Source organism: Clostridium sp. (assembly GCF_036646415.1).
Taxonomy (GTDB): Bacteria; Bacillota; Clostridia; order Clostridiales; family Clostridiaceae; genus Clostridium_J.
Genome location: NZ_JAVXMF010000036.1, coordinates 1 through 20423 on the forward strand (window position 1 = coordinate 1; position 20423 = coordinate 20423).

Annotated in this window: 18 protein-coding genes; 5 read left to right on the plus strand and 13 right to left on the minus strand. The window is 29.1% G+C overall.

The genetic code is table 11. From position 1 onward, the window contains the following. Positions 1 to 328 precede the first annotated feature (328 nt). From RSD37_RS15405 to pckA, 3 genes are all read right to left on the minus strand, one after another. Entirely contained in the window at positions 329 to 1108 is a 780-nt protein-coding gene (locus tag RSD37_RS15405) for a serine hydrolase (RefSeq protein ID WP_346947622.1), read from the minus strand. 386 nt (positions 1109 to 1494) lie between these two features. Next, positions 1495 to 2598 (minus strand): hypothetical protein, encoded by a 1104-nt coding sequence (locus tag RSD37_RS15410; RefSeq protein ID WP_346947623.1) that lies wholly within the window; start codon positions 2596 to 2598, stop codon positions 1495 to 1497. 290 nt (positions 2599 to 2888) lie between these two features. Then, complete coding sequence (gene pckA, locus RSD37_RS15415) at positions 2889 to 4463, minus strand: phosphoenolpyruvate carboxykinase (ATP) (RefSeq protein ID WP_346947624.1); 1575 nt, start codon at positions 4461 to 4463, stop codon at positions 2889 to 2891. A gap of 416 nt (positions 4464 to 4879) precedes the next feature. On the opposite strand from pckA, the gene RSD37_RS15420 reads away from it, so the two are divergent. Next, positions 4880 to 6229 carry a Mur ligase family protein gene (locus RSD37_RS15420; protein ID WP_346947638.1) on the plus strand — a complete coding sequence of 450 codons (1350 nt, stop codon included), beginning with the start codon at positions 4880 to 4882 and terminating at the stop codon, positions 6227 to 6229. 15 nt (positions 6230 to 6244) lie between these two features. Next, positions 6245 to 6970 carry a glutamine amidotransferase gene (locus RSD37_RS15425; protein ID WP_346947625.1) on the plus strand — a complete coding sequence of 242 codons (726 nt, stop codon included), beginning with the start codon at positions 6245 to 6247 and terminating at the stop codon, positions 6968 to 6970. Positions 6971 to 7043: 73 nt separating this feature from the next. On the opposite strand, the gene RSD37_RS15430 is transcribed toward RSD37_RS15425, so the two are convergent. From RSD37_RS15430 to RSD37_RS15460, 7 genes are all read right to left on the minus strand, one after another. Next, entirely contained in the window at positions 7044 to 8303 is a 1260-nt protein-coding gene (locus RSD37_RS15430; RefSeq protein ID WP_346947626.1) for a helix-turn-helix transcriptional regulator, read from the minus strand. A 15-nt stretch (positions 8304 to 8318) separates the two neighbouring features. Beyond that, positions 8319 to 9632, minus strand: a complete 1314-nt coding sequence (locus RSD37_RS15435; protein ID WP_346947627.1) for a helix-turn-helix domain-containing protein — start codon at positions 9630 to 9632, stop codon at positions 8319 to 8321. A gap of 170 nt (positions 9633 to 9802) precedes the next feature. Beyond that, on the minus strand, positions 9803 to 9973 hold the full coding sequence (locus RSD37_RS15440; protein WP_346947628.1) for a hypothetical protein: 171 nt from the start codon (positions 9971 to 9973) through the stop codon (positions 9803 to 9805). A gap of 83 nt (positions 9974 to 10056) precedes the next feature. After that, positions 10057 to 10980, minus strand: coding sequence for a ribonuclease H family protein (locus RSD37_RS15445; protein ID WP_346947629.1), 924 nt, complete (start codon positions 10978 to 10980; stop codon positions 10057 to 10059). A gap of 49 nt (positions 10981 to 11029) precedes the next feature. Further along, positions 11030 to 12061, minus strand: coding sequence for a DUF1232 domain-containing protein (locus RSD37_RS15450; RefSeq protein WP_346947630.1), 1032 nt, complete (start codon positions 12059 to 12061; stop codon positions 11030 to 11032). Between the two features lie 136 nt (positions 12062 to 12197). Beyond that, positions 12198 to 13256 (minus strand): HD-GYP domain-containing protein, encoded by a 1059-nt coding sequence (locus RSD37_RS15455; protein WP_346947631.1) that lies wholly within the window; start codon positions 13254 to 13256, stop codon positions 12198 to 12200. 23 nt (positions 13257 to 13279) lie between these two features. After that, on the minus strand, positions 13280 to 13678 hold the full coding sequence (locus RSD37_RS15460; protein WP_346947632.1) for a DUF6762 family protein: 399 nt from the start codon (positions 13676 to 13678) through the stop codon (positions 13280 to 13282). 97 nt (positions 13679 to 13775) lie between these two features. Between RSD37_RS15460 and RSD37_RS15465 the strand changes: the two genes are divergently transcribed. Beyond that, positions 13776 to 14117 (plus strand): hypothetical protein, encoded by a 342-nt coding sequence (locus RSD37_RS15465; RefSeq protein ID WP_346947633.1) that lies wholly within the window; start codon positions 13776 to 13778, stop codon positions 14115 to 14117. A gap of 176 nt (positions 14118 to 14293) precedes the next feature. On the opposite strand, the gene RSD37_RS15470 is transcribed toward RSD37_RS15465, so the two are convergent. Together RSD37_RS15470 and RSD37_RS15475 are read right to left on the minus strand one after the other, a co-directional pair. Then, entirely contained in the window at positions 14294 to 15748 is a 1455-nt protein-coding gene (locus RSD37_RS15470; protein WP_346947639.1) for an aminoacyl-histidine dipeptidase, read from the minus strand. 19 nt (positions 15749 to 15767) lie between these two features. Then, positions 15768 to 16319 (minus strand): manganese efflux pump, encoded by a 552-nt coding sequence (locus tag RSD37_RS15475; RefSeq protein WP_346947634.1) that lies wholly within the window; start codon positions 16317 to 16319, stop codon positions 15768 to 15770. A gap of 202 nt (positions 16320 to 16521) precedes the next feature. Here RSD37_RS15475 and RSD37_RS15480 point away from each other — a divergent pair, with 202 nt between their 5' ends. Both RSD37_RS15480 and RSD37_RS15485 read left to right on the plus strand, forming a co-directional pair. Continuing rightward, positions 16522 to 17460, plus strand: coding sequence for a magnesium transporter CorA family protein (locus RSD37_RS15480; protein ID WP_346947635.1), 939 nt, complete (start codon positions 16522 to 16524; stop codon positions 17458 to 17460). Between the two features lie 106 nt (positions 17461 to 17566). Beyond that, entirely contained in the window at positions 17567 to 18241 is a 675-nt protein-coding gene (locus tag RSD37_RS15485; RefSeq protein WP_346947636.1) for a DUF4397 domain-containing protein, read from the plus strand. Positions 18242 to 18391: 150 nt separating this feature from the next. Here RSD37_RS15485 and RSD37_RS15490 read toward each other — a convergent pair. Beyond that, a partial coding sequence (locus RSD37_RS15490) for an ABC transporter ATP-binding protein (RefSeq protein ID WP_346947637.1) occupies positions 18392 to 20423 on the minus strand: 2032 nt, incomplete at its 5' end.

Consider the following 20423-nt stretch of genomic DNA (forward strand, 5'->3'; position numbering starts at 1 on the left):
CTTATCTGTCAACAACTTTCTTTAAAAACTTTTTTCTTAATTTCTTAAGAAATTTTCTCTTAATTCCTGTTGTTTCTTTGCCGCATCTCTCAGCGACAAGACTTATCTTATCACGATACATATCTTCTTATTTTCACTATATCTCTATATGTACAAACTATATATATAATTCTGCATAATTCTCCTTTTTTCTACACTATGCACTTATTGATACACCAGGTAGTATTGTTACTATATAACCACAAATTCACATTATCTTTATCCTACAAAAGCACAAAGGGTATAGATTATACCCCTATACCCTCTGTTTATATTAATAATTAATTATTTAGTTCCAATCCTTATCTATCATATCAAAAGTCATTTTCCCAACTCTAGCTAATGTACAAATTCCATAAACATTAGATGGTAAATTTTTAGACATAACTGTAAATACAAAATCACCTTTTCCTGTATTGAAAATAAGTGTATCATTTTCTATATAATCTAAACTTCCAGTTTTATTAGCTGCTTGAAGTTGTGCATCCTTTGACCAATAAAAAGGTAACCCTGTAGTTAGTTGGTTTCGCCCTATAACTTCTGTGATAAATTCACTATGCTCCTTAGTTAAAGTTACTCCATCATTAATTAAGGTTAAACATTTACATAAATCATAACTTGTAGTTATATTTTCTTTACAATCATCAACTCTTTCATTGGATGGATACTTATTTATAATCGTAGACATCAATCCCATGCCCTTTATTATTTCGTTAATTTTACTCATCCCAATAATATTTATAATTTTACATGCTGCTGTATTATCACTTTGAATAAGCATAGCCACTATCAACTCTCTAATACTATACTGTCTTTCCCCAAATTCATGTATAATACCAAACGATCCAGAAACTTTATCATCATCCGTTATGCTAACTACCTGTTCCAAGGATATGTTGTTACGCTCTATTTCTTTCATTACAGCCATAGCTATAGGAAGCTTAATGCAACCCGCCGCTACCATTTTATGATTTTCATTAAACCCATAAGTATATCCACTCTTTAAGTCAGAAAAATAAAAACTATACTCGCCTTCTCTTTTTTCTAAATAACGCTTAATTTCTTTCATACACACCCTCCATACTACCCATGATAATAAATATGTAACTAGGTATATTATAAATTTCTTTATATATTATGTCAAATTTCTGAATATTAATGAAATCAATAAAGTGATACACCTTTGTACGATATATCACTTTATATAACACCTTATTAAGCTAAATATGCATTCTTTTTAACTAGTTTCACTAAAATATACTACTCTATTAATTATTTTTATCAATTTCTGACTAATCTGAATTGTAATTCATTTTATAAAGTATACTACTATATAAATTTTTGTATTTATAGTTCAATACAATATAACCCACTTCTTATACTGATATTACTACAAATATACCTAACACAAGTAAAACTATATCTAATACTTGTACACCACGGACATACCTCTTTCTATTTTTTATTTATCATTACTGTACGCAATGGATTAATACCATCTAAAGAAATTTTTATAGTATTACTTCCCTCTTCTATCGAAAGACTATAATATGTATCCACTTTAATATACTCACCATCATTTACACTGATGTAAAAATCTTCAATCATAACACTATTCATAAAGGCTCCTACCGTAAACTTTATATAGTTTTCCCCATCCTCTTTAACACTTCGTTTTGCAAATATAATAGTTGGAATTTCATCCCCCTTATACTCTTCATCCTTGATAAACGGACTTACATTAAATAGTATTTCATTATCAACAAATATTGTAGGCTGTATATATCCTTTAAGGGTTTCTATGCGTACATCATCTACACTCTTAACATATGTTATATAGGAATTAATTACAGATTGCTCATACTTGCTATTATCTATTTTAATTGTATACGCCCCTAAACTTTTTTTCAGTGTTTTCACGTATGATTTCTCTAAAGGTATTTCCTTATCCTCGCTATTAAATACTAAGTTTTCTAAACCAGAGTTCAGAACCTCAACTGCACTTAACGGTTCATTGTTAGCTTTTAAATACCCACCTTCCAAACCATCTATCATTACCCACTTATTTAGGGTAGAATTCCAAACCTCAATTATAGAATAACTTTCTTCAAGCCTATATTCTCCAATCCTTGACTTTACTCCCACTGAAGCTAATAATTCTTCCATTATACCATTATAATCTTTTTGTGAAATGATAGTTTCTTCACTTAAAGTAATTAAAAGTTCCTCTGCATTTTTATTAGTCTCCATTGTAGATAAACTAACCTTACATCTTGATTTTAACCACCGGTTTACATCTAGAGCTTTTAGAACTTCATCATCACCTTCATTAAGCAACTTATCAACTTCATACTTAATTCTTAAGTTAGATATTTCAGATTTATTTTCTTCTATGTAATAAATTTTTATATTGTTCCCCCGATATAGGTTATCCCATTTTTCAATTTCAGTGCTATAGTTATCACTATCACCCTTCTGTCCAAAGTATATAAACCCAAATACACTCAACACTATTACCAGTATACCCACTCCCAAGTTTTTGCCCTTTGCTATCTTCACTAAAACTCTCCCCTTTCGCAAATAATAAGAAACATTCCCTCTTATTATAATGTTTTTCAAAGCAAAATGAAAGATTTTTATAACCTCTAACACTCAAGTAACATGTTATACTTTTCCGTCTCCTTGCTATTTATATGATTCTTACGTAAAAAAGGAACTCTAATTCATATTAGAGTTCCTTCTATTAGTATTATATACGTTGCAACTAAGTTTGCACTTAAAATACAAATGCAGTATTTAACTTTTAAATAATTTATTTATTACAACTCGCATATTAGAACTTTTTCATTTTAACCTGTATATCCAACAGCAGCCTCTATAATCTCGTCACTTACTTGATTAAATTTGTTGAAGTTATTATGAAATTGCTTAATAAGCTCAGCAACTTTTATGTCATACTCCTCTTTATTTTCCCATGTGTTTCTTGGATTTAGTATCTCCGAAGGCACATTAGGTATATTCTTAGGAATAAGCACATTGAAGTTCTTGTCTTTTTCAAATTCAACATCTTTTAGTTTTCCTTCTATAGCTGCTTTTACCATAGCTCTAGTATATCCAAGATTCATCCTTTTTCCTACACCGTACTCACCACCAGACCATCCAGTATTAACAAGATAGACCTCTGTATTATTTGCAGTTATCTTTTCTCCAAGAAGCTTTGCATATACTTCCGGCTTCATAAGCATGAAAGGCTCCCCAAAACAAGCTGAGAAAGTAGCCTTAGGTTTAGTTATTCCTCTTTCAGTACCAGCAAGCTTACTAGTATATCCCGACATAAAGTGATACATTGCAGCTTCTTTCGATAACTTAGATATAGGAGGTATAACCCCAAATGCATCTGCAGTTAAAAATATTATAGTGTTAGGATTTTGTCCAACTCCACTAAGTTCTACATTTTCAATATACTCTATAGGATATGCCCCTCTTGTATTTTCAGTTAAAGAGTCATCATCAAACATAGGTCTATTATTTTCATCTAATACAACATTTTCAAGTAGTGAACCAAATTTTAATGCATTGTAAATTTCTCTTTCCTTATCCTTGTCCAACTTAATTGTTTTTGCATAGCAACCACCTTCAAAGTTAAAAATACCTTCATTGCACCAACCGTGCTCATCATCTCCAATTAACTTTCTTTCTGGATCTGCGGATAAAGTAGTTTTTCCTGTACCTGAAAGTCCAAAAAACACTGCTGTTTCACCATTATCCCCTATATTAGCTGAACAATGCATTGGAAATACACCTCTTGTAGGCAGTATAAAGTTCATTATTGAAAATATAGATTTCTTAATTTCTCCAGAGTACTGAGTACCACCTATTAATACAATCTTCTTTTCAAAATTTATTATAATAAACGCCTCAGAATTTACTCCATCCTCTGCTCCTCTAGCCTTAAATCCTGGAGCCACTACTACATTAAATTCTTCTTTAAAATTTTCTAATTGATCTTTTTCTATTCTTCTGAATAATTGATTTGACATTAATGCTTCTGATGCATATTCATTTATAACTCTTATATTCATGCTATATTCCTTCATAGCCCCTACATAACCATCAAATACATACATATCTTTATCAGAAAGATATTTTGTAACCTGTGAATATAAGTTATCAAATACATTTTCATCTATTGATAAGTTTACATCACCCCAATTAATCAAATTATTAACACTTTCTTGTTTTACTATAAATCTATCCTTTGGCGATCTACCCGTATATTTACCAGTATTAACTACAAGCGCTCCGTTCTCAGCAAGAGTTCCTTCATTATTTTTAACAGCATGAGAAACCAAAGCTGCATAACTTAAGTTTCTATAAATATTTTTACAAGTATTAATTTTTAAATATCCTAAATCTAAATTCATTTTTCTACCCCCACATCAACTTCAATAATTAATGTAACACATATTTCATTCTATAATTATATAATACTACTTTTTTAAATAAATGCAAGAAAAACTTTATTTATTTTTAAATTTCACCTATAATATTTCAAAAATTGAATTTTAAAATTCATTATTGTGTTTTTTATTATTCTTTCCCGTTATTAGTACATCATATTGAATTTATAAATACTCATTTCGAAGTAAATTTTAATATAATTAATTTTTTCACCTTATACCTATTTGTAACTTGGCATGATGTTATTAATAGTTTTATATGATATAATATTGAATTGATATATAAGTTGTTAATTTATATATTTTCTTCTTAAAATTATTGACCTTTACTAATGACAATATTAAAATAACTAAAAAAACATATAAAGGATGTGTGAAAAATTAAAATTAATTCACTTATAGCTATAATAACTTCAAAGGTTATTCTAAAGCTTAGTAATACCTTATTTAAGGGTGGATCAAATTTTCCTGGCAAAATCGCTCTGGCCTTAGATAAAAATATATTATCCACAGTTACAAAAGGATATAAAGTAATACTAGTAACTGGCACTAACGGAAAAACCACTACAACTAGTATGATTTACAATATACTTCTTAAGGATGGTAAAAAAGTTGTAACCAACGGTACCGGAGCCAATATGAATACAGGAATAGTAGCTTCTTTTATTTCTAACTATAGATTTATAAATAAAAATCAAGATACCTATGCTGTAATTGAAGTTGATGAAGCTTACCTTAAACTTATAACTGAAAATCTAAAGCCAGAAATAATTACCGTTACCAATTTATTTAGAGATCAACTTGATAGATATGGTGAAGTACATACAACCTATCGAAAAATTTTAGAAGGAATACACAAAACTCCCAATACTCTTCTTGTACTGAATGGTGACGAATCTTTACTTGGTAAGATAGACGTGTTAAACCCTACTTTATATTACGGATTTAACACTCCAATCAATGAAAGTACAACCCTAAGTGTTAACGCAGATAGCAAGTTTTGTAAATTTTGTAAAACTCCTTATAGCTATGAATTTATAACCTATAACCATCTGGGTAAGTACTTCTGCGCTAATTGCGGATATGAAAGACCTAATCTTAAATATAAGGTGGATGAAATTATAGACCTCAATTCTTCTGGTTCTGAAGTAATTATAAATAATGAACAATATTCCATTAATCAATCTGGAGAATATAATATTTACAATGGACTATGTGCCCTATCCGTAACAAAAGAACTTGGAATTAATTCAGAGTCTATTAAAACTTCTCTCTGCAACCAAAAGAGTAGTTTCGGAAGACAAGAAAGTATAAATATAAATGGGAAAGAACTCAAAATAATTCTAGTTAAAAATCCAGCGGGTTATAACCAAGCACTCAATACTATACTACTTAATAACAACCCTATAAATTTAGCTTTAATGTTAAATGACAACTATGCTGACGGTACTGATGTATCCTGGATTTGGGATGTTGATTTTGAAAAATTAACTGAGCTTGAAATAAAGGATATTATCATTTCAGGTATAAGACTTTATGATATGGCAATAAGACTTAAAACAGCAAATCTCAATGAAGATAACTTTAAACTATGTGAATCTGACGAGGAATTACTTAACAGCATATTAAATACCGAGGAAGATACTACCTATGTACTCGTAACATATACAGCTATGTTACATCTTAGAAAGCTGCTACATGGCAAGGGCTATATAAATAAAATTTGGTAAGGTTGAGGTGATTTTATGGAAATTAATATATGTCATTTATATCCCGATTTATTAAATGTTTATGGTGATATTGGTAACATTTTAATTCTTAAGCACAGAGCTGAAAAAAGAGGAATAAATGTATCTGTAAAAAATGTATCTATGGATGATGAGTTTAATAGTGATGACTTTGATATAGTATTCTTTGGTGGAGGTCAAGATTATGAGCAATCCATCGTATCAAAAGACTTAGTAGAAAATAAAAAGCTATCTATTACAAACTATATAGAAAGTGGCAAAGTATTTTTATGTATTTGTGGTGGATATCAACTTCTTGGTAAAACCTACGCTACCTCAACAGGAGAAGTTCTTGAAGGACTTGGCATCTTGGATATTTATACTGAAGCTTCCACAGAAAGATTAATAGGAAATTCAATCATATACAACGAAACTTTCAACGAAACATATGTGGGCTTTGAAAATCATTCAGGTAAAACTTATATTGGAGATTTAACTCCACTAGGAATAGTAAAATCTGGATTTGGAAATAATGGAGAAGATAAAAAAGAAGGTTGCATTTATAAAAATACTTTCTGTACTTATTTTCATGGTAGCTTACTTGCTAAGAATCCTGAGCTTTCGGATAGATTATTATCTCTAGCTCTTAATAACAAGTATGATAATGTCAGCCTATCTCCTCTCAATGATACCTTTGAAATTAAAGCAAAGGAACATATTGTTAATAGATTTATAAAGAAATAACAAAATTTCTTATAAAAAAACAAGAGCATCTACTTATTAATAGATGCTCTTGTTTTTACTCTTGCATTGTTACTTAAAAACTTTTATCTTCTTTAAATGCTAAGTCAAAATAACGAATTGACTCTTTTACATTACCCATGACATAATACATATTACCAATTTTCATATATCTTTTGTATATTTCCACTTTTGTCCCATACTTAATTAAAGCATCTAAGGAAAGCACCATACAAGTTTCAGCCATTGTGTAATTCTTTTTCTTTTCAAATATAATAGCTTTGTAATAATAAGCTTTCTCCATTATAGGTATGAGATCTAGTTCTATAGATAAATTCAACACTTCTTCTATATACTCAAGTGCCAAATCCAAATATTCACATTTTATTAGACTTCTAGATACATTTATTAAAAACTCACACAATTTCTCCTTATTATCTCTCGGAAACTGGTCTAAGGACTTTTTAACATATTCTAATGCCTCAACCTTATTATTATCATTATCAAACATGGCTTTTGCTAAATCATAGTATGCTTCTGCCTTTTTATCAAGCAATTCTCCATATCTTTTAAGTGATTCTTCTTCATAGTATTTTGCTTTATCACCATTTAAATATATATCAATTATAGCTAATACTTTATATATTTCAGCATTTACATATTCTCTATCATTAAAAACAAGTATCTCATGCAAATCTACAGTTATTTCTTCAGCCTTATCAATATTATTGCACATTATATAAATTACTGCTTGATTATATGTAGCTTTTATGTATTCTAGAGACTCCTTTTTATTTAGTTCAATAAGTTTTTTTCTTACTGTAGATATATAGCTTCCCGCTTGAGCAAATTCCCTATTAGTATATAAATACTTAGCTATATACATATAGTAATTAATATGTAGGATTTCATCCTTTGATTTTTGACACGAATTGTAATATCTAGGTATCATTGTACTTAATTCTGATTTCATACCATGGTTTAAATAATACTCAAAGAGTATTTGAAATAATTTACAGCTCAAATCATAGTAGTTACATTTTTCTGCATATTCAACATTATGCAAAACCTCTTCTAAGGAAATTAGCTGATTCATAGAATTAAACTTCTCTATATTTTCCTCTATCTGCTCCCGTACTCCATGTTTGAGATAATCCATATCCAAATTAAGTTTGTCCACAATAACTTTTAAAATCCAATCTTCTGGATCAACCTTATTGTTTTCTATACAACTCATTTTAGAAACAGAAATTTTATCTTCACATATATCTTTTAAAGTTAACCCTTGGTATACCCTAGATCTCTTTATTTTTTCTCCAGCTGATAATATTTCCATAGTTATCCCCCACCTCTAAAAATCCATTAATTCATTGGTTTGTTCAAGAATTCTAACACCTTCATCTAAGTATTTTTTAGACTCTTCTTCTTTACCTAAATCCATGTAGAATTTTCCTAAAGTAATAGCTAGTTCAGCACTTTCTCTTTTATAATTCATTTTTTCTGTATAACTTAATGTATCGATTAGTGTTTTTTCAGCATCCTCATATCTCTTCTCTAAAAGTTCTATTTTATATTTAAGAATATGATATTTGCATAACAATGTACAGTCTGTCCCATTCATATCTTGAAGATTAATTGAAACCTGTTCTAAAACTTTTTTTGCATTTATCTCATCTTTTAACTTTATGTAGTTATTACAAATTAAAATTAAAGTATTGGCTATGGATTCCTCTGAAATATACTCTTTAATATATTTAGCATCTGAAAGTTGCTCAAATGATTTTTCAATGCATCCATAATCTGAATATAATTTACCCATTCCAGTCATCAATTCTGACATCTTGATTTTTTCATCTCTATGTTTAAAAAGACTTAAACTTTTTTCAGTGTAAGTAATAGCTTGGTCCAAGTCACCTTCTTCAAATCTATCTTTTCCTATCGCCAAAAAAGATTCTCCATAACTTACTGGATTCTTTAATTTTTGAATTTTTTGATCAGCATAATCCATATATTCAATTGCTTTCTTATCAATCCCCATTTTGTGAAGTGTAAGACTAATATAATAATACACTTTTCCTATTAAAAGTTCATTATAAACATCACTTTCTTGAAATACCTTTTCAGCTTGTTGAAAATAGCTGTATGCTGAATGATATGCATTTAGTTCAAGTGTAATTTTACCTAATAGTATAAAAATTTTAATAACCTCATCATAGTAGTTATATTTTATATATATATTATTTGCTGAAAGTAGCAACTCCTGTGATTCTTCGTATTCTTTTTTTTGTGCATAAATTAAAGCTTTTAAATATAAGTTAGTTGCCCTTCTTACTTCAAGATTATACTTTTCTATATATTCTAAAGAAAGTGTTAATACCTCGTCAGCTTCATCTAAATGCTTGTTTAATATATTTGTTTCTGCAATATTTTCATAATAAATGCAAATCTTATTTGCTTGAGTCTCTTCAGTTTCCATAAGATGTTCTACTGAAACTTTTAGTGAGTTTGATAAATATTCTAACAAGTCCATACTAGGATTAGATTTACCTGATTCAATTAAACTTATTTGACCCGCAGTAATTCTATCCCCAGCTAAATTTTTCAGAGTCAAATCAAGTTCCTTTCTTCTCTGTTTAATTTTCTCTCCTAAAGATAAGATTTCCATAAATTCATCCTCTTCCCTTAGCAAATGCTTCATAAATATTTCCTATAATTTTATACCTCCCTATTGTATCATAAACAAATAAAATACACAAAAGCAAAAGGGTTCGAATTTTTCTTAAATTATAGTTGATTTATACCAGCATAAAAAAATAGCTAGAGCGTATGCTCTAGCTATTTCAAAGAAGTTATTGTTCTACTTAACATATTTCCAGCTCTATGTTGAAATCGTCTAGCTCCCTTTTTTATTCTTTTTTTCGTTCTTGCATCAATTTTGGGTACATTAAAATTAATAGCTAGTAATAATGCTGATACTAATGCAACAAACTTAAATAAAGTTTTCATAAACTACACATCCCTTCTTAAACTATATCTATAGGATGTGCATAATTGCAATTTATATCCCTAAAATTACTATTTTAAAATAATTATCTTAATTTGTTTACTAACCCAATTATCACTTCATTTTTTATAGAATCTTCTAATGATTCTAAGTATCCAATCACGTCTTTATCCGCTAAAGATAATATGCAAGATATTATATCTATAATATTACCTGAATTAACAACTTTCTCTTCATTAATGTTATTAAAAAAATCATTTACACATTTAACTTTTTCCAAATTTTTATCAATTATTTGAGAAAGTACTTCTTTTACCTTATACGATTCAACTTGAATACTAATATCATTTATAGCTTTATCAACTACATTATCAATATTAACTCCTGCACCAGTTTTGGCTAATTCATCTGCAATATCATTATATAAATCATTAGTATGGCTATCCACCTTAACAAAAATAACTTTCAAGTTTCCTTTTGTTTTTAAATTGTTTATAGTTTCATAGTATTCCTTAGATAAAGTTGTATTTCTTTCCCAAGATCCTGTTGCATGTTGGCATACCCCTTCATAATCATAAAATACAACAACTTCTTCACACTTATTTGCTACTGCATATTCTATCCCCTCAATAGCTGCCCTTAATTCTCCATTTACCTGTCTCTGATTACACTCTTTGTTACACCCACCACCGTAGCTTGCATGAATAATAACATCACTATCAATAACTACTAAACCATAACCAAAATTACTTGTAGTTGCATTATAACTTCCATCTACATATATATGTGGCACCATTAACGGATACTCATCTATTCCTTTTTTTAAGGCATTACAACTATTTAAATATTCATTAGCTTCTTCCTTGGTGACAAAGCTCTTATATACTGCACCCTTTACACCTTTAACATAATTAAGGCACTCATTCCAGCTGTTGACAATTATATTACTCACATCTTTATTAGTTTTCAAATCTATTCCCTTTTTTATTGCATAATATTTAATTGCCATTATAAATCCCTATCCCTCTCTACTACATATATTCATTCCTTAAGAAATTTTACTTAGTAAAAAATCCAATAGTTTTTCGCATAGATATTCTTGCTATATCCACCATCTTTTTAATTTCTTTTGAGCCAAATTTATCGTTTAATAGGCTCATAGCTTCCCTCGAAACTTCTATGATATTTGCTTGTCCTTCCCAGTTATCTAATACGACCTCTTCTGGTATATCACAAAGTACATTTTGAAGTATAAAGAATGTAACTGCCAAGTCATCTATCTTACCTAAAAGCGGTATTGTATCTGGAATTATATCCAAAGGAAATAATAAATATGTTAATGCTATGGATATATTAAACTTAGTTTCCTTTGCAACTCTTTTATCTTTATATAGTCTCATAAATAAAGCAATTATATCCGGTAGTAAAACCACGTAAGGATACATCTTCTTATACTTAATAGAAAATCTTTCTTTAAGTTCTTTTCTAAATTTTCTATAGGTATACCCCTTACTTTCTTCTATTTCATTTTTAGAGCTTTCTATGTTCATTCTACAATTAATAGTATCTTCCTTCACACCTTCTATTGAAGTTTTCCCTATATTGCTGTTTGAATCTATTTTATTATCTTTTTCGTTTTGAAAATTAAAATCACTTACCTCAGCCTCAAGTCCATATGGAATTAGAGATAAATCTTTCATTTTAAAATCTATCATAGGTATTATCTCACAAATTTTATCAAATTTAACTTTAATTATATCTTCTTTAAATTCAATTCCAAAATTCTCAACCTTTGAACTTATAGCCTTTAAAGCAATGTTTATAATGCCTTTAAAAATTTTAAGATTTTTCACATTTATTTTATCTATATACAAGTATAATATATTATTCTCTACATTTTTTATTGATATGTTCATTGAAAACGGAATAACTAACTTATACTTATAACTACCTGTTATCACAATGTCTTTATCAATTAATATTTTATCAATAATCAGTCCTTCAATTTCTACGTAATCTTTCAAAACATCAGTGATGATACTGTATAAATCTTTTTCAGTTATTGTTACCTTTATATTAGATATTTTCATTTCATTCCCTCCTAATCCTATTTACGTTTATATTATAAAAATCTTATGCTGCATATACTTTTTCAGCAAAAAGGACATACCTTAATTATACATTATAATTAAAAACAGTACATCCCTTAGTTATATCATTTTAATTTCAAATTACACACTTAACTGTTAGATTAATTTTTTCTAACAAATTTATCTCATAAAAACTCACAGGCTCTCTTGTTACATGGTCATATAGAACTCTAATTATAGGTCTATCTGGAAAGCCCTTATTTTGTTTTATTACATAACCTTCAACACCATTAGATAACTTAACACAACTTCCTAATGTGTACACGGAAAATGTTTCTTTAAATATATGTACAAGTTTCTCATCAAATTGAGTTCCAGATCCAGATAATATAAGTTCATAGGCCTGATTTGGTTCAAACTTCCTTCTATAACTTCTATCACTAGTTACCGCATCATAAACATCACATATACCTACAATTTTTCCAAATTTCGAAATTTGATGTCCTTCTAATCCATACGGATATCCTTTTCCATTGATTTTCTCGTGATGTTGCTCCACAGCCTCAATTGAAGTAGCAGGAATTTTAAAATTATTTTTCAAAATTTCACTTCCATAAACCGGATGATACTTCATTATCGAAAATTCATCGTCAGTGAGCTTACCATCCTTATTTATTATTGCAGCAGGTACTTTTAGCTTTCCTACATCATGAAGCATTCCCGCTATTCCAAGTTCACGTATAGCCCATGTTTTCATACCTAGATTAATTCCGAAAAATACAGACATTATACCTGTGTTAATACTATGTAGAAATGTATAATTATCATGAGTCTTCACATCGCATAGACACGTATTTACATCACCAATATCCATTAAATGTTCTACTAACTCATCAATATTATTTAAATATTCATCTTCTATTCGTCCTGAAATCCCACCAATACCCCTTGATATATTTTTCAAGCTTTTCATAGTTTCTTGTTTAAGTACTGTTAACTTTTCATCTTCAATTTCTATATCATCTAAACGGTCATCTTCAAGATATACATAATAAACGCCTAATTCGTTAAGTCGTTTCATATAGTTTTTATTAAGTTTTACTCCAGCCTTTAGCAATATTCGTCCATCTTCTCCATATACATGCTTTCCAAGTACATCCTCATCTTTAATCCTGCTAATGTATTCTAACCTCATGATTCCCCCTAAAAAATATGGTTCTACTCATAATCACCAATTTTACCTTCAATATCATTAAATACTTTTTTCATGTTTTCATCTAGTAAGGAACATATATGGTTCAGTTTATCCTTTAATTTATTATGATCCTCGTCATAGTTAAATGTTAAAATCCATGTAGGATTAAACTCTTCATCGTAAGGTTCTATAGACGTTACTATACCCTTAAATGCATCTTCATTAAACAGGTCATAGATAGCTGTAAACTCCCATTCTTCAACTTCTTTATTTGTATCAAAATACAATTTCACATTTTCTCCATCATAAAATAACTTAGTTATATATTCCGCACCCTCACTAACTTGATAACTTCCAAGTTCCTTTACAAGGTAGTTTGTATCCTTCTCTCTTTCCATTAATACTACTGCAGAAAAATCCATAAAAATCATCCTTTCATAAGCTTTTGTAATTTATTTACATATAATCTTTTTTATGTTATAATATGTTTATATATTCTCCTAGCGAGGAGTGTTGGCAATGAAACCAATTAAAAATCATACTAAATTAAAAACTTTTTTATTCTTTGTTTTAATATTCATATTATTAATTTATTTATTGTGGTATAAATTCTCTAGTAAAAAATATGAGAATCTAGACTATGCAATAAATAAATATACAACTACAGGACTCTTTAACAAACATAGACTATATTCCTTAGAAAATTATGAAATAAAATTTTCTGATGGTAACTTATGTATAGTAGAAGTTACTGGTATAGAAGATAGAAGTCCCTATAAAACAGTAAAATATAATATTTATTTAGAAAAATATAAATCCACAAAATGGAAATTATCAGAAATCTATTCCCCTAGTGAATAGATTCATACAAATATCTATAATATTTTCTAACTATATATTTATATAAATAAAAACGGTTTTCAATTATCACATTTCCTATAGTATACCTCACTAATTCTAAATATACAATAATATATAGTTATCCCCCTAAGCTTAAATGTAATATTTATCTTAGGGGGATAACTTTTTATTTCAATTTATTTTACGTGTGCTAAAACTTCAATTAAATAGTCATACATTCTATCTACCGAAGAAATACTTATATGCTCATCTGGTGTATGAACATCAAATATATTAGGCCCAAAAGAAATTTGATCTAAGTTTCCACCAAATTTATCTCCAATTAAACCACATTCAAGTCCTGCATGAATTGCAGATATCTCAGCTTTTTTACCAAAAGTCTTTTCATAAACCTCTGCAAACACGGTTCTTATTTTCGAATTTGGATTATATTGCCATTCTGGATAATCAGATTCAAATTCAATAACACAGTTTAATATCTCTGCAAGTACTATCATTTGATCAGTTATTGATTTCTTAAGAGATGCAACTGAACTTCTTACAGCATTATCAAACTCAACGATTTCATCAGTAGTAGTAACGACTCCTACATTTGTAGAACTTTGTACTAGCCCGTCTATTGCCATACTCATTGTTTGAACTCCATTTGGTAACATAAATAAAGTTCTTAAAACATTTCGTCTAGTATCATCTGAAAATACCTTACCTACAGTTTCTACTGACTCACAAGTAAGCTTAAGATCATCATCTATACCTTGTAATTCATTTGTAAATATAGAAGTCCATTCTTTTAATTTATCCTTAACCGTAGAAACGTCCTCTGGTCTCACTAAAATAATCGCATCTGCCTCTCTAGGAATCGCATTCATCTTAGCTCCTCCATTTATAGATGTTAATTTAAAATCTACTACAGAGTTAAGATCCATTAAAAATCTTCCCATTAATTTATTTGCGTTTCCTCTTTCCTTTTTAATTTCCATACCAGAGTGCCCGCCCTTTAAACCTCTTATTCTAACTGCTAAAGAGCTATAATTACCTTCTATATTTTCATATGTTACTGGAACAGAGAATTTTGCTCTTACTCCACCAGCACAACTAACAAGAAGTACACCTTCTTCTTCTGAATCTATATTTACTAATATTCTACCACTTAAGTCTTCTGGTCTTAAATTTGTTGCTCCACCCATTCCTGTTTCTTCTTCAGTAGTTACTAGTACTTCTAAAGCCGGATGTGATATATCATTTCTATCAAGAATTGCAAGTGCATAAGCCACTGCAATACCATTATCTGCTCCTAAAGTTGTTCCATCAGCCTTTATAAAATCGCCATCAACAATAAATGCAATTGGATCTTTTTCAAAATCATGTTCAGTTCCTTGGTTCTTTTCGCAAACCATATCCATATGACCTTGTAAAATTACAATCGGAGCATTCTCATACCCTTTTGTAGCAGGCTTTTTGATTATAACATTTAAAACCTCATCTTGTATTACTTCTAGGTTACGATCCTTTGCAAACTTAACTAGCCAATCACTTATAGCTTTTTCATTTCCAGAGCCCCTTGGTATTTCATTCATCTCTTTGAAAAATTTAATTACCTCAAAGCTTTTTAAATTTTTTAATGTTTCTATCATTTTACTCATCCTTTCCTTAGAAGAAAATCATCTTCAATCCAAACAATATTAAAATTATACCTCCAATATAATCTGCATATTTTCCTACTGCATGGATTTTTCCTAAATATTTTGATATTATAAATGCTAGTATGCTCATAATCAAGGTTATGATACCAACAATAACAGTAAAGATAGTTAATGTTACAATACTCCCTATTCCTGAGAAAGCAATAAATCCAACTACCATTGCATCTATACTTACTGATATCCCTAACACAAAATACATCTTAACATTAAAAACCATGCTGTTTTCCTCGTTACTCAGCCCCTCTTTAATCATGAATATGCCAACTAACGCAATTACTATACCTCCTATTACTGTTGGAATTGAAGCAACATTCTCTGTGAATATTTTACCACCAACTCCACCTATAAAAGAAAACAAAAATTGGAAAAACCCAAAGGAAATTGCAAACAATATTTTTTTCTTTACGTTTGCTTTATTATTCAATCCTATAGCTATTGCAACACCAAATGCATCTAATGATACAGCTAGGGCTATTAAGAGCAATTCTTCTACTGCCATAGAAACCTCCTATCCTCATACAGTAACTTAATTAAATATAACCTAATAATTCATATTAGTATTATAATTCTAATTTTACTAAATTATGATTATAAAGTAAATTATCTGTACTATTATAATTATTACTTTTAAACATATAGTTGTCAATTAAAAATATAATGTTAAAATATATTTATGGACTTTATTTTGCGAGGTGATAACATTGATTACAATATTAAAAAGTGATGCATCAGGCATTCTTTCTAACATAGACTCTATTGAACATGGATCCTGGGTCAGTATGATTGATCCATCAGATGAAGAAGTGCTTTTAATTTCTCAAAAGCTTTCTATTTCTCAAGACTTTATTAGAGCTGCACTGGACGAAGAAGAAGGCTCAAGAATAGAGTTTGAAAATAATTCAACCTTGGTAATCATAGATATTCCTTTCACGGAAATGGATGATAACTCATTAACCTATGATACCTACCCTCTAGCAATTATATATACTGAAAATATAATTGTTACAGTTTGCCTAAAAAACAGCCCTGTATTGTCTGACTTTGCACTAGAAAAAATTCCTTCATTTTATACATTTAAAAAAGTTAGATTTATGCTTCAGATGTTATACAGAGCATCTAATTATTATTTACTCTATTTAAGACAAATAAATAAAAAGAGTTTACTCATTGAAAAAACGCTTTATAAATCTCTAAGGAACAGAGAACTTATTCAACTCTTTGCTCTTCAAAAATCTTTAGTCTATTTCTCAACATCGCTTAAATCTAATGATTTAACCTTAGAAAAGCTTTTAAAGCAAGAAATATTAACCAAATATGACGATGACCGTGATATCTTAGATGATGTTATGATTGAAAATATGCAGGCTATAGAAATGTGTAGCATTTATAGTGATGTATTAACAGGTACAATGAATGTTTTTGCATCTATAATTTCTAATAATCAAAATCAAGTTATGAAGTATCTTACTTCTGTAACTATAGTTTTATCTATTCCTACCTTAATATCTGGTCTTTTAGGCATGAATGTAGGTGGAATTCCTTTTGTCAATTCACCTAATGGTTTTTTCAGTATGTGTGTAATTGTTGCCCTTATAACTATTGTAGTAATTTTTTATCTTGGTAAGAAAGATATGTTTTAATGAAAAGTAGACAGTTTTCACTTTCTACTTTTCATTGTTTTTTTGTAGCAATAAGTTTCTAATCTTCATATACTAATTTTAGAAATACTTGAAAATGAGGTATAAAATGCAAGATTTTGATTTCGGAAATAATATGTTAATGCGAAAGGAAGATATAGTTAAGTCAAATGATAATATGTCAGCTTATGTTAGAGTTGTTCATATTGCAGCGAGAGGACCTGACGTAGATATTTATGTAAATGATAAGTTAACAATAGCTAGTCTAAAATATAGGGAGTTTACTGATTATATAAACCTTCCTTCAGGAACATACAACATAAAAGTTTATAATGCAAGTAATACAGCTATACTATTAGCAGACGCAGATATTTTTGTAGCACCAAAAAGCATAACCACAGTAATTGCTTTTACTGAGAAACTAAACCTAGCTCTATATCCTGTAGATGAAACTCCTCTTTCTTCTCCAACTACCGGTAAAGCTAAAATTAGAATTGCACAGTTTATATCAAATATTCCTCCTGTAGATATTGTACTTTCTAATGGCACTGTTCTGTATAAAAATGTAAGGTTTAGGGATATTAGAAATTATATAGAACTCCCCATTGGTATTTATACAATTGAACTAAAGCTTGTTGATACCGATATTACAATTCTATATGTACCTAATATAAACTTAAGATCCGATAAATACTACACCCTATATTTAATTGGTCTTGTAGGTAATTTCCCATCACCACAAATGCTAATACCCCTTGATGGAATAAGCTATCTTAATGTATAACCATAAATTTAAATTTTTATCACGTATAACTTAAAAATGCTAGCCCATAAGTGGCTAGCATTTTTAAATTGGATAATCTAAATGTGTAATTCAGATTATCTAACTTATTCCTCTCTAAAAATATGAAAATAAGTTTCACCTTAGTTAATTCTATTGACCAGCATACTGAAGCTTATATAGATTACTATAAAGCCCCTTCTTCTCTAATAGCTCTGAATGATTTCCTACCTCTCTAACCTTTCCCTTATGCATTACAATAATTTTATCTGCATTTTTTATGGTAGATAACCTATGAGCAACCACTATTGTAGTTCTTCCTTTTGCTAGTTTATCTAAAGCATCCTGAATTAAACTCTCAGTTTCTGTGTCAATATTTGCCGTAGCCTCATCTAAAACTAAAATCGGAGGATTAAATGCTAAAGCTCTTGCAAATGCAACTAATTGTCTTTCTCCTTGAGAGAATGTTGTACCTCTTTCATTAACTTTTGAATCATACTTCCTTGGTAATTTTTCAATAAACACATTAGCATTTACATACTCACAGGCCTTTATAATTTCTTCATCAGTTATATTTTCATTATTTAATCTCACATTTCCTTTTATATCTCCAGTAAATAAGAATACATCCTGAAGTACTGATGAAACATTTTTTCTTAATTCCTCAGTTGACATTTTTCTAATATCTACCCCATCTATTAATATTTCACCTTTTTGAATATCATAAAGTCTAGTTATAAGACTAATTATTGATGTTTTCCCAGCACCTGTTGCACCAACAAAAGCAACTGTTTCACCTTTTTGAATTGTGAAATTCACATCTCTAAGAACCCAGTCTTCATCATTATAGGCAAACCAAACATTTTTAAATTCAATTTCACCCTTAGCCCTTCCTATAGTTTCAGGAATCGCTGGATTTTTAATAGTACTATCATTATCTAACAACATAAATATACGTTCAGAAGATGCCATTGAAGATTGAAGTATGTCAAACTTTTCTGACAAATCAAAAATTGGTTGAAATAGCTTTTGTATATAGGTTATAAACGCATACAATACTCCAAATTCAAGAGTTAAATTTAAAACTGCTGTTCCTCCAACCCACACAAGTATACAAAGAGCTAATTGATATACCATATCCATCATAGGTCTAAACACTGCAAAAACTCTTATTTGCTCCATTGCAGCCTTTGAATAGGATGTATTAATCTCATCAAATTCTCTATATTTTTTATCCTCCACTCCATAAATTTGAACTGTCCTCATTCCACTAATATTTTCAGATAGTGATGAATTAATCTTAGATAATCTAGATCTAACCTTCCTATAAGCTTCTCTATCATATTTCCTAAATATAAAAGTTAATCCAACTACAAGTGGTAGTGTTATAACGGACACTACTCCTAATTTTACATCTAAAATAAACATAGCTATTACTATGCCACTAACTAAAAATACATCCTTTATAAGATATATTAATACTGATGTATACATCTCATTTAAAGTTTCTACATCATTTGTTATCCTTGTAACCAATCTTCCCACTGAATTCTTATCAAAAAAAGATAGTGATAATGATTCTACGTGTTTGAAAACTGCAGCTCTTATGTTATAAACAATTTTCTGACCTGTATATTGAAGTATATATATTTGAATGTAATTAAGTATAAATATGCCTATACAAATTCCTAATACAAGTAAAGCGCTTAATTTTATGGCTTTTAAATCCATACTCCTTAAAGTCTCTATACTATCAAGTGTTATATCATAAATCTTGTAGTTATTACTTCCCTGAATAAACCTATCTCCCTCAATGGTATATGCTTTATTTTCAGATGCAATTCCCTCTATAATATGAGGACTGTTATTCTGATCATATATCATTGAAGCTTTTATAGAGCCTTCTCTATCTCCTCTTACAATATACTTATTCCCTATACTTATAGCCCCTTCTTCTGATTTTTCAACAATAGAATATTTTCCGCTTAAGGGACTAATATTATCGTCTATAACATTTTTAATGATAAATGGTACCGAAAGATCTAAGCATACTACTACAAACATAATAACTACTACTATAGCAATAAGCCATTTATATGGTAATGCAAACTTTAGAAGTCTTTTCATTAAAAGGGAGTCATATTGCTTGTCTAATACTTCATCTTCATGATTAAAGTTTTCCATA

What these genes read in the sequence shown, in the direction of transcription:
- RSD37_RS15435 (WP_346947627.1), bottom strand. Translation starts at nt 9,632, where the DNA reads ATGGAAATCTTATCTTTAGGAGAGAAAATTAAACAGAGAAGAAAGGAA.
- RSD37_RS15425 (WP_346947625.1), top strand. Translation starts at nt 6,245, where the DNA reads ATGGAAATTAATATATGTCATTTATATCCCGATTTATTAAATGTTTAT.
- RSD37_RS15430 (WP_346947626.1), bottom strand. Translation starts at nt 8,303, where the DNA reads ATGGAAATATTATCAGCTGGAGAAAAAATAAAGAGATCTAGGGTATAC.
- RSD37_RS15440 (WP_346947628.1), bottom strand. Translation starts at nt 9,973, where the DNA reads ATGAAAACTTTATTTAAGTTTGTTGCATTAGTATCAGCATTATTACTA.
- RSD37_RS15405 (WP_346947622.1), bottom strand. Translation starts at nt 1,108, where the DNA reads ATGAAAGAAATTAAGCGTTATTTAGAAAAAAGAGAAGGCGAGTATAGT.
- RSD37_RS15445 (WP_346947629.1), bottom strand. Translation starts at nt 10,980, where the DNA reads ATGGCAATTAAATATTATGCAATAAAAAAGGGAATAGATTTGAAAACT.
- RSD37_RS15450 (WP_346947630.1), bottom strand. Translation starts at nt 12,061, where the DNA reads ATGAAAATATCTAATATAAAGGTAACAATAACTGAAAAAGATTTATAC.
- pckA (WP_346947624.1), bottom strand. Translation starts at nt 4,463, where the DNA reads ATGAATTTAGATTTAGGATATTTAAAAATTAATACTTGTAAAAATATT.
- RSD37_RS15475 (WP_346947634.1), bottom strand. Translation starts at nt 16,319, where the DNA reads ATGGCAGTAGAAGAATTGCTCTTAATAGCCCTAGCTGTATCATTAGAT.
- RSD37_RS15455 (WP_346947631.1), bottom strand. Translation starts at nt 13,256, where the DNA reads ATGAGGTTAGAATACATTAGCAGGATTAAAGATGAGGATGTACTTGGA.
- RSD37_RS15460 (WP_346947632.1), bottom strand. Translation starts at nt 13,678, where the DNA reads ATGGATTTTTCTGCAGTAGTATTAATGGAAAGAGAGAAGGATACAAAC.
- RSD37_RS15465 (WP_346947633.1), top strand. Translation starts at nt 13,776, where the DNA reads ATGAAACCAATTAAAAATCATACTAAATTAAAAACTTTTTTATTCTTT.
- RSD37_RS15485 (WP_346947636.1), top strand. Translation starts at nt 17,567, where the DNA reads ATGCAAGATTTTGATTTCGGAAATAATATGTTAATGCGAAAGGAAGAT.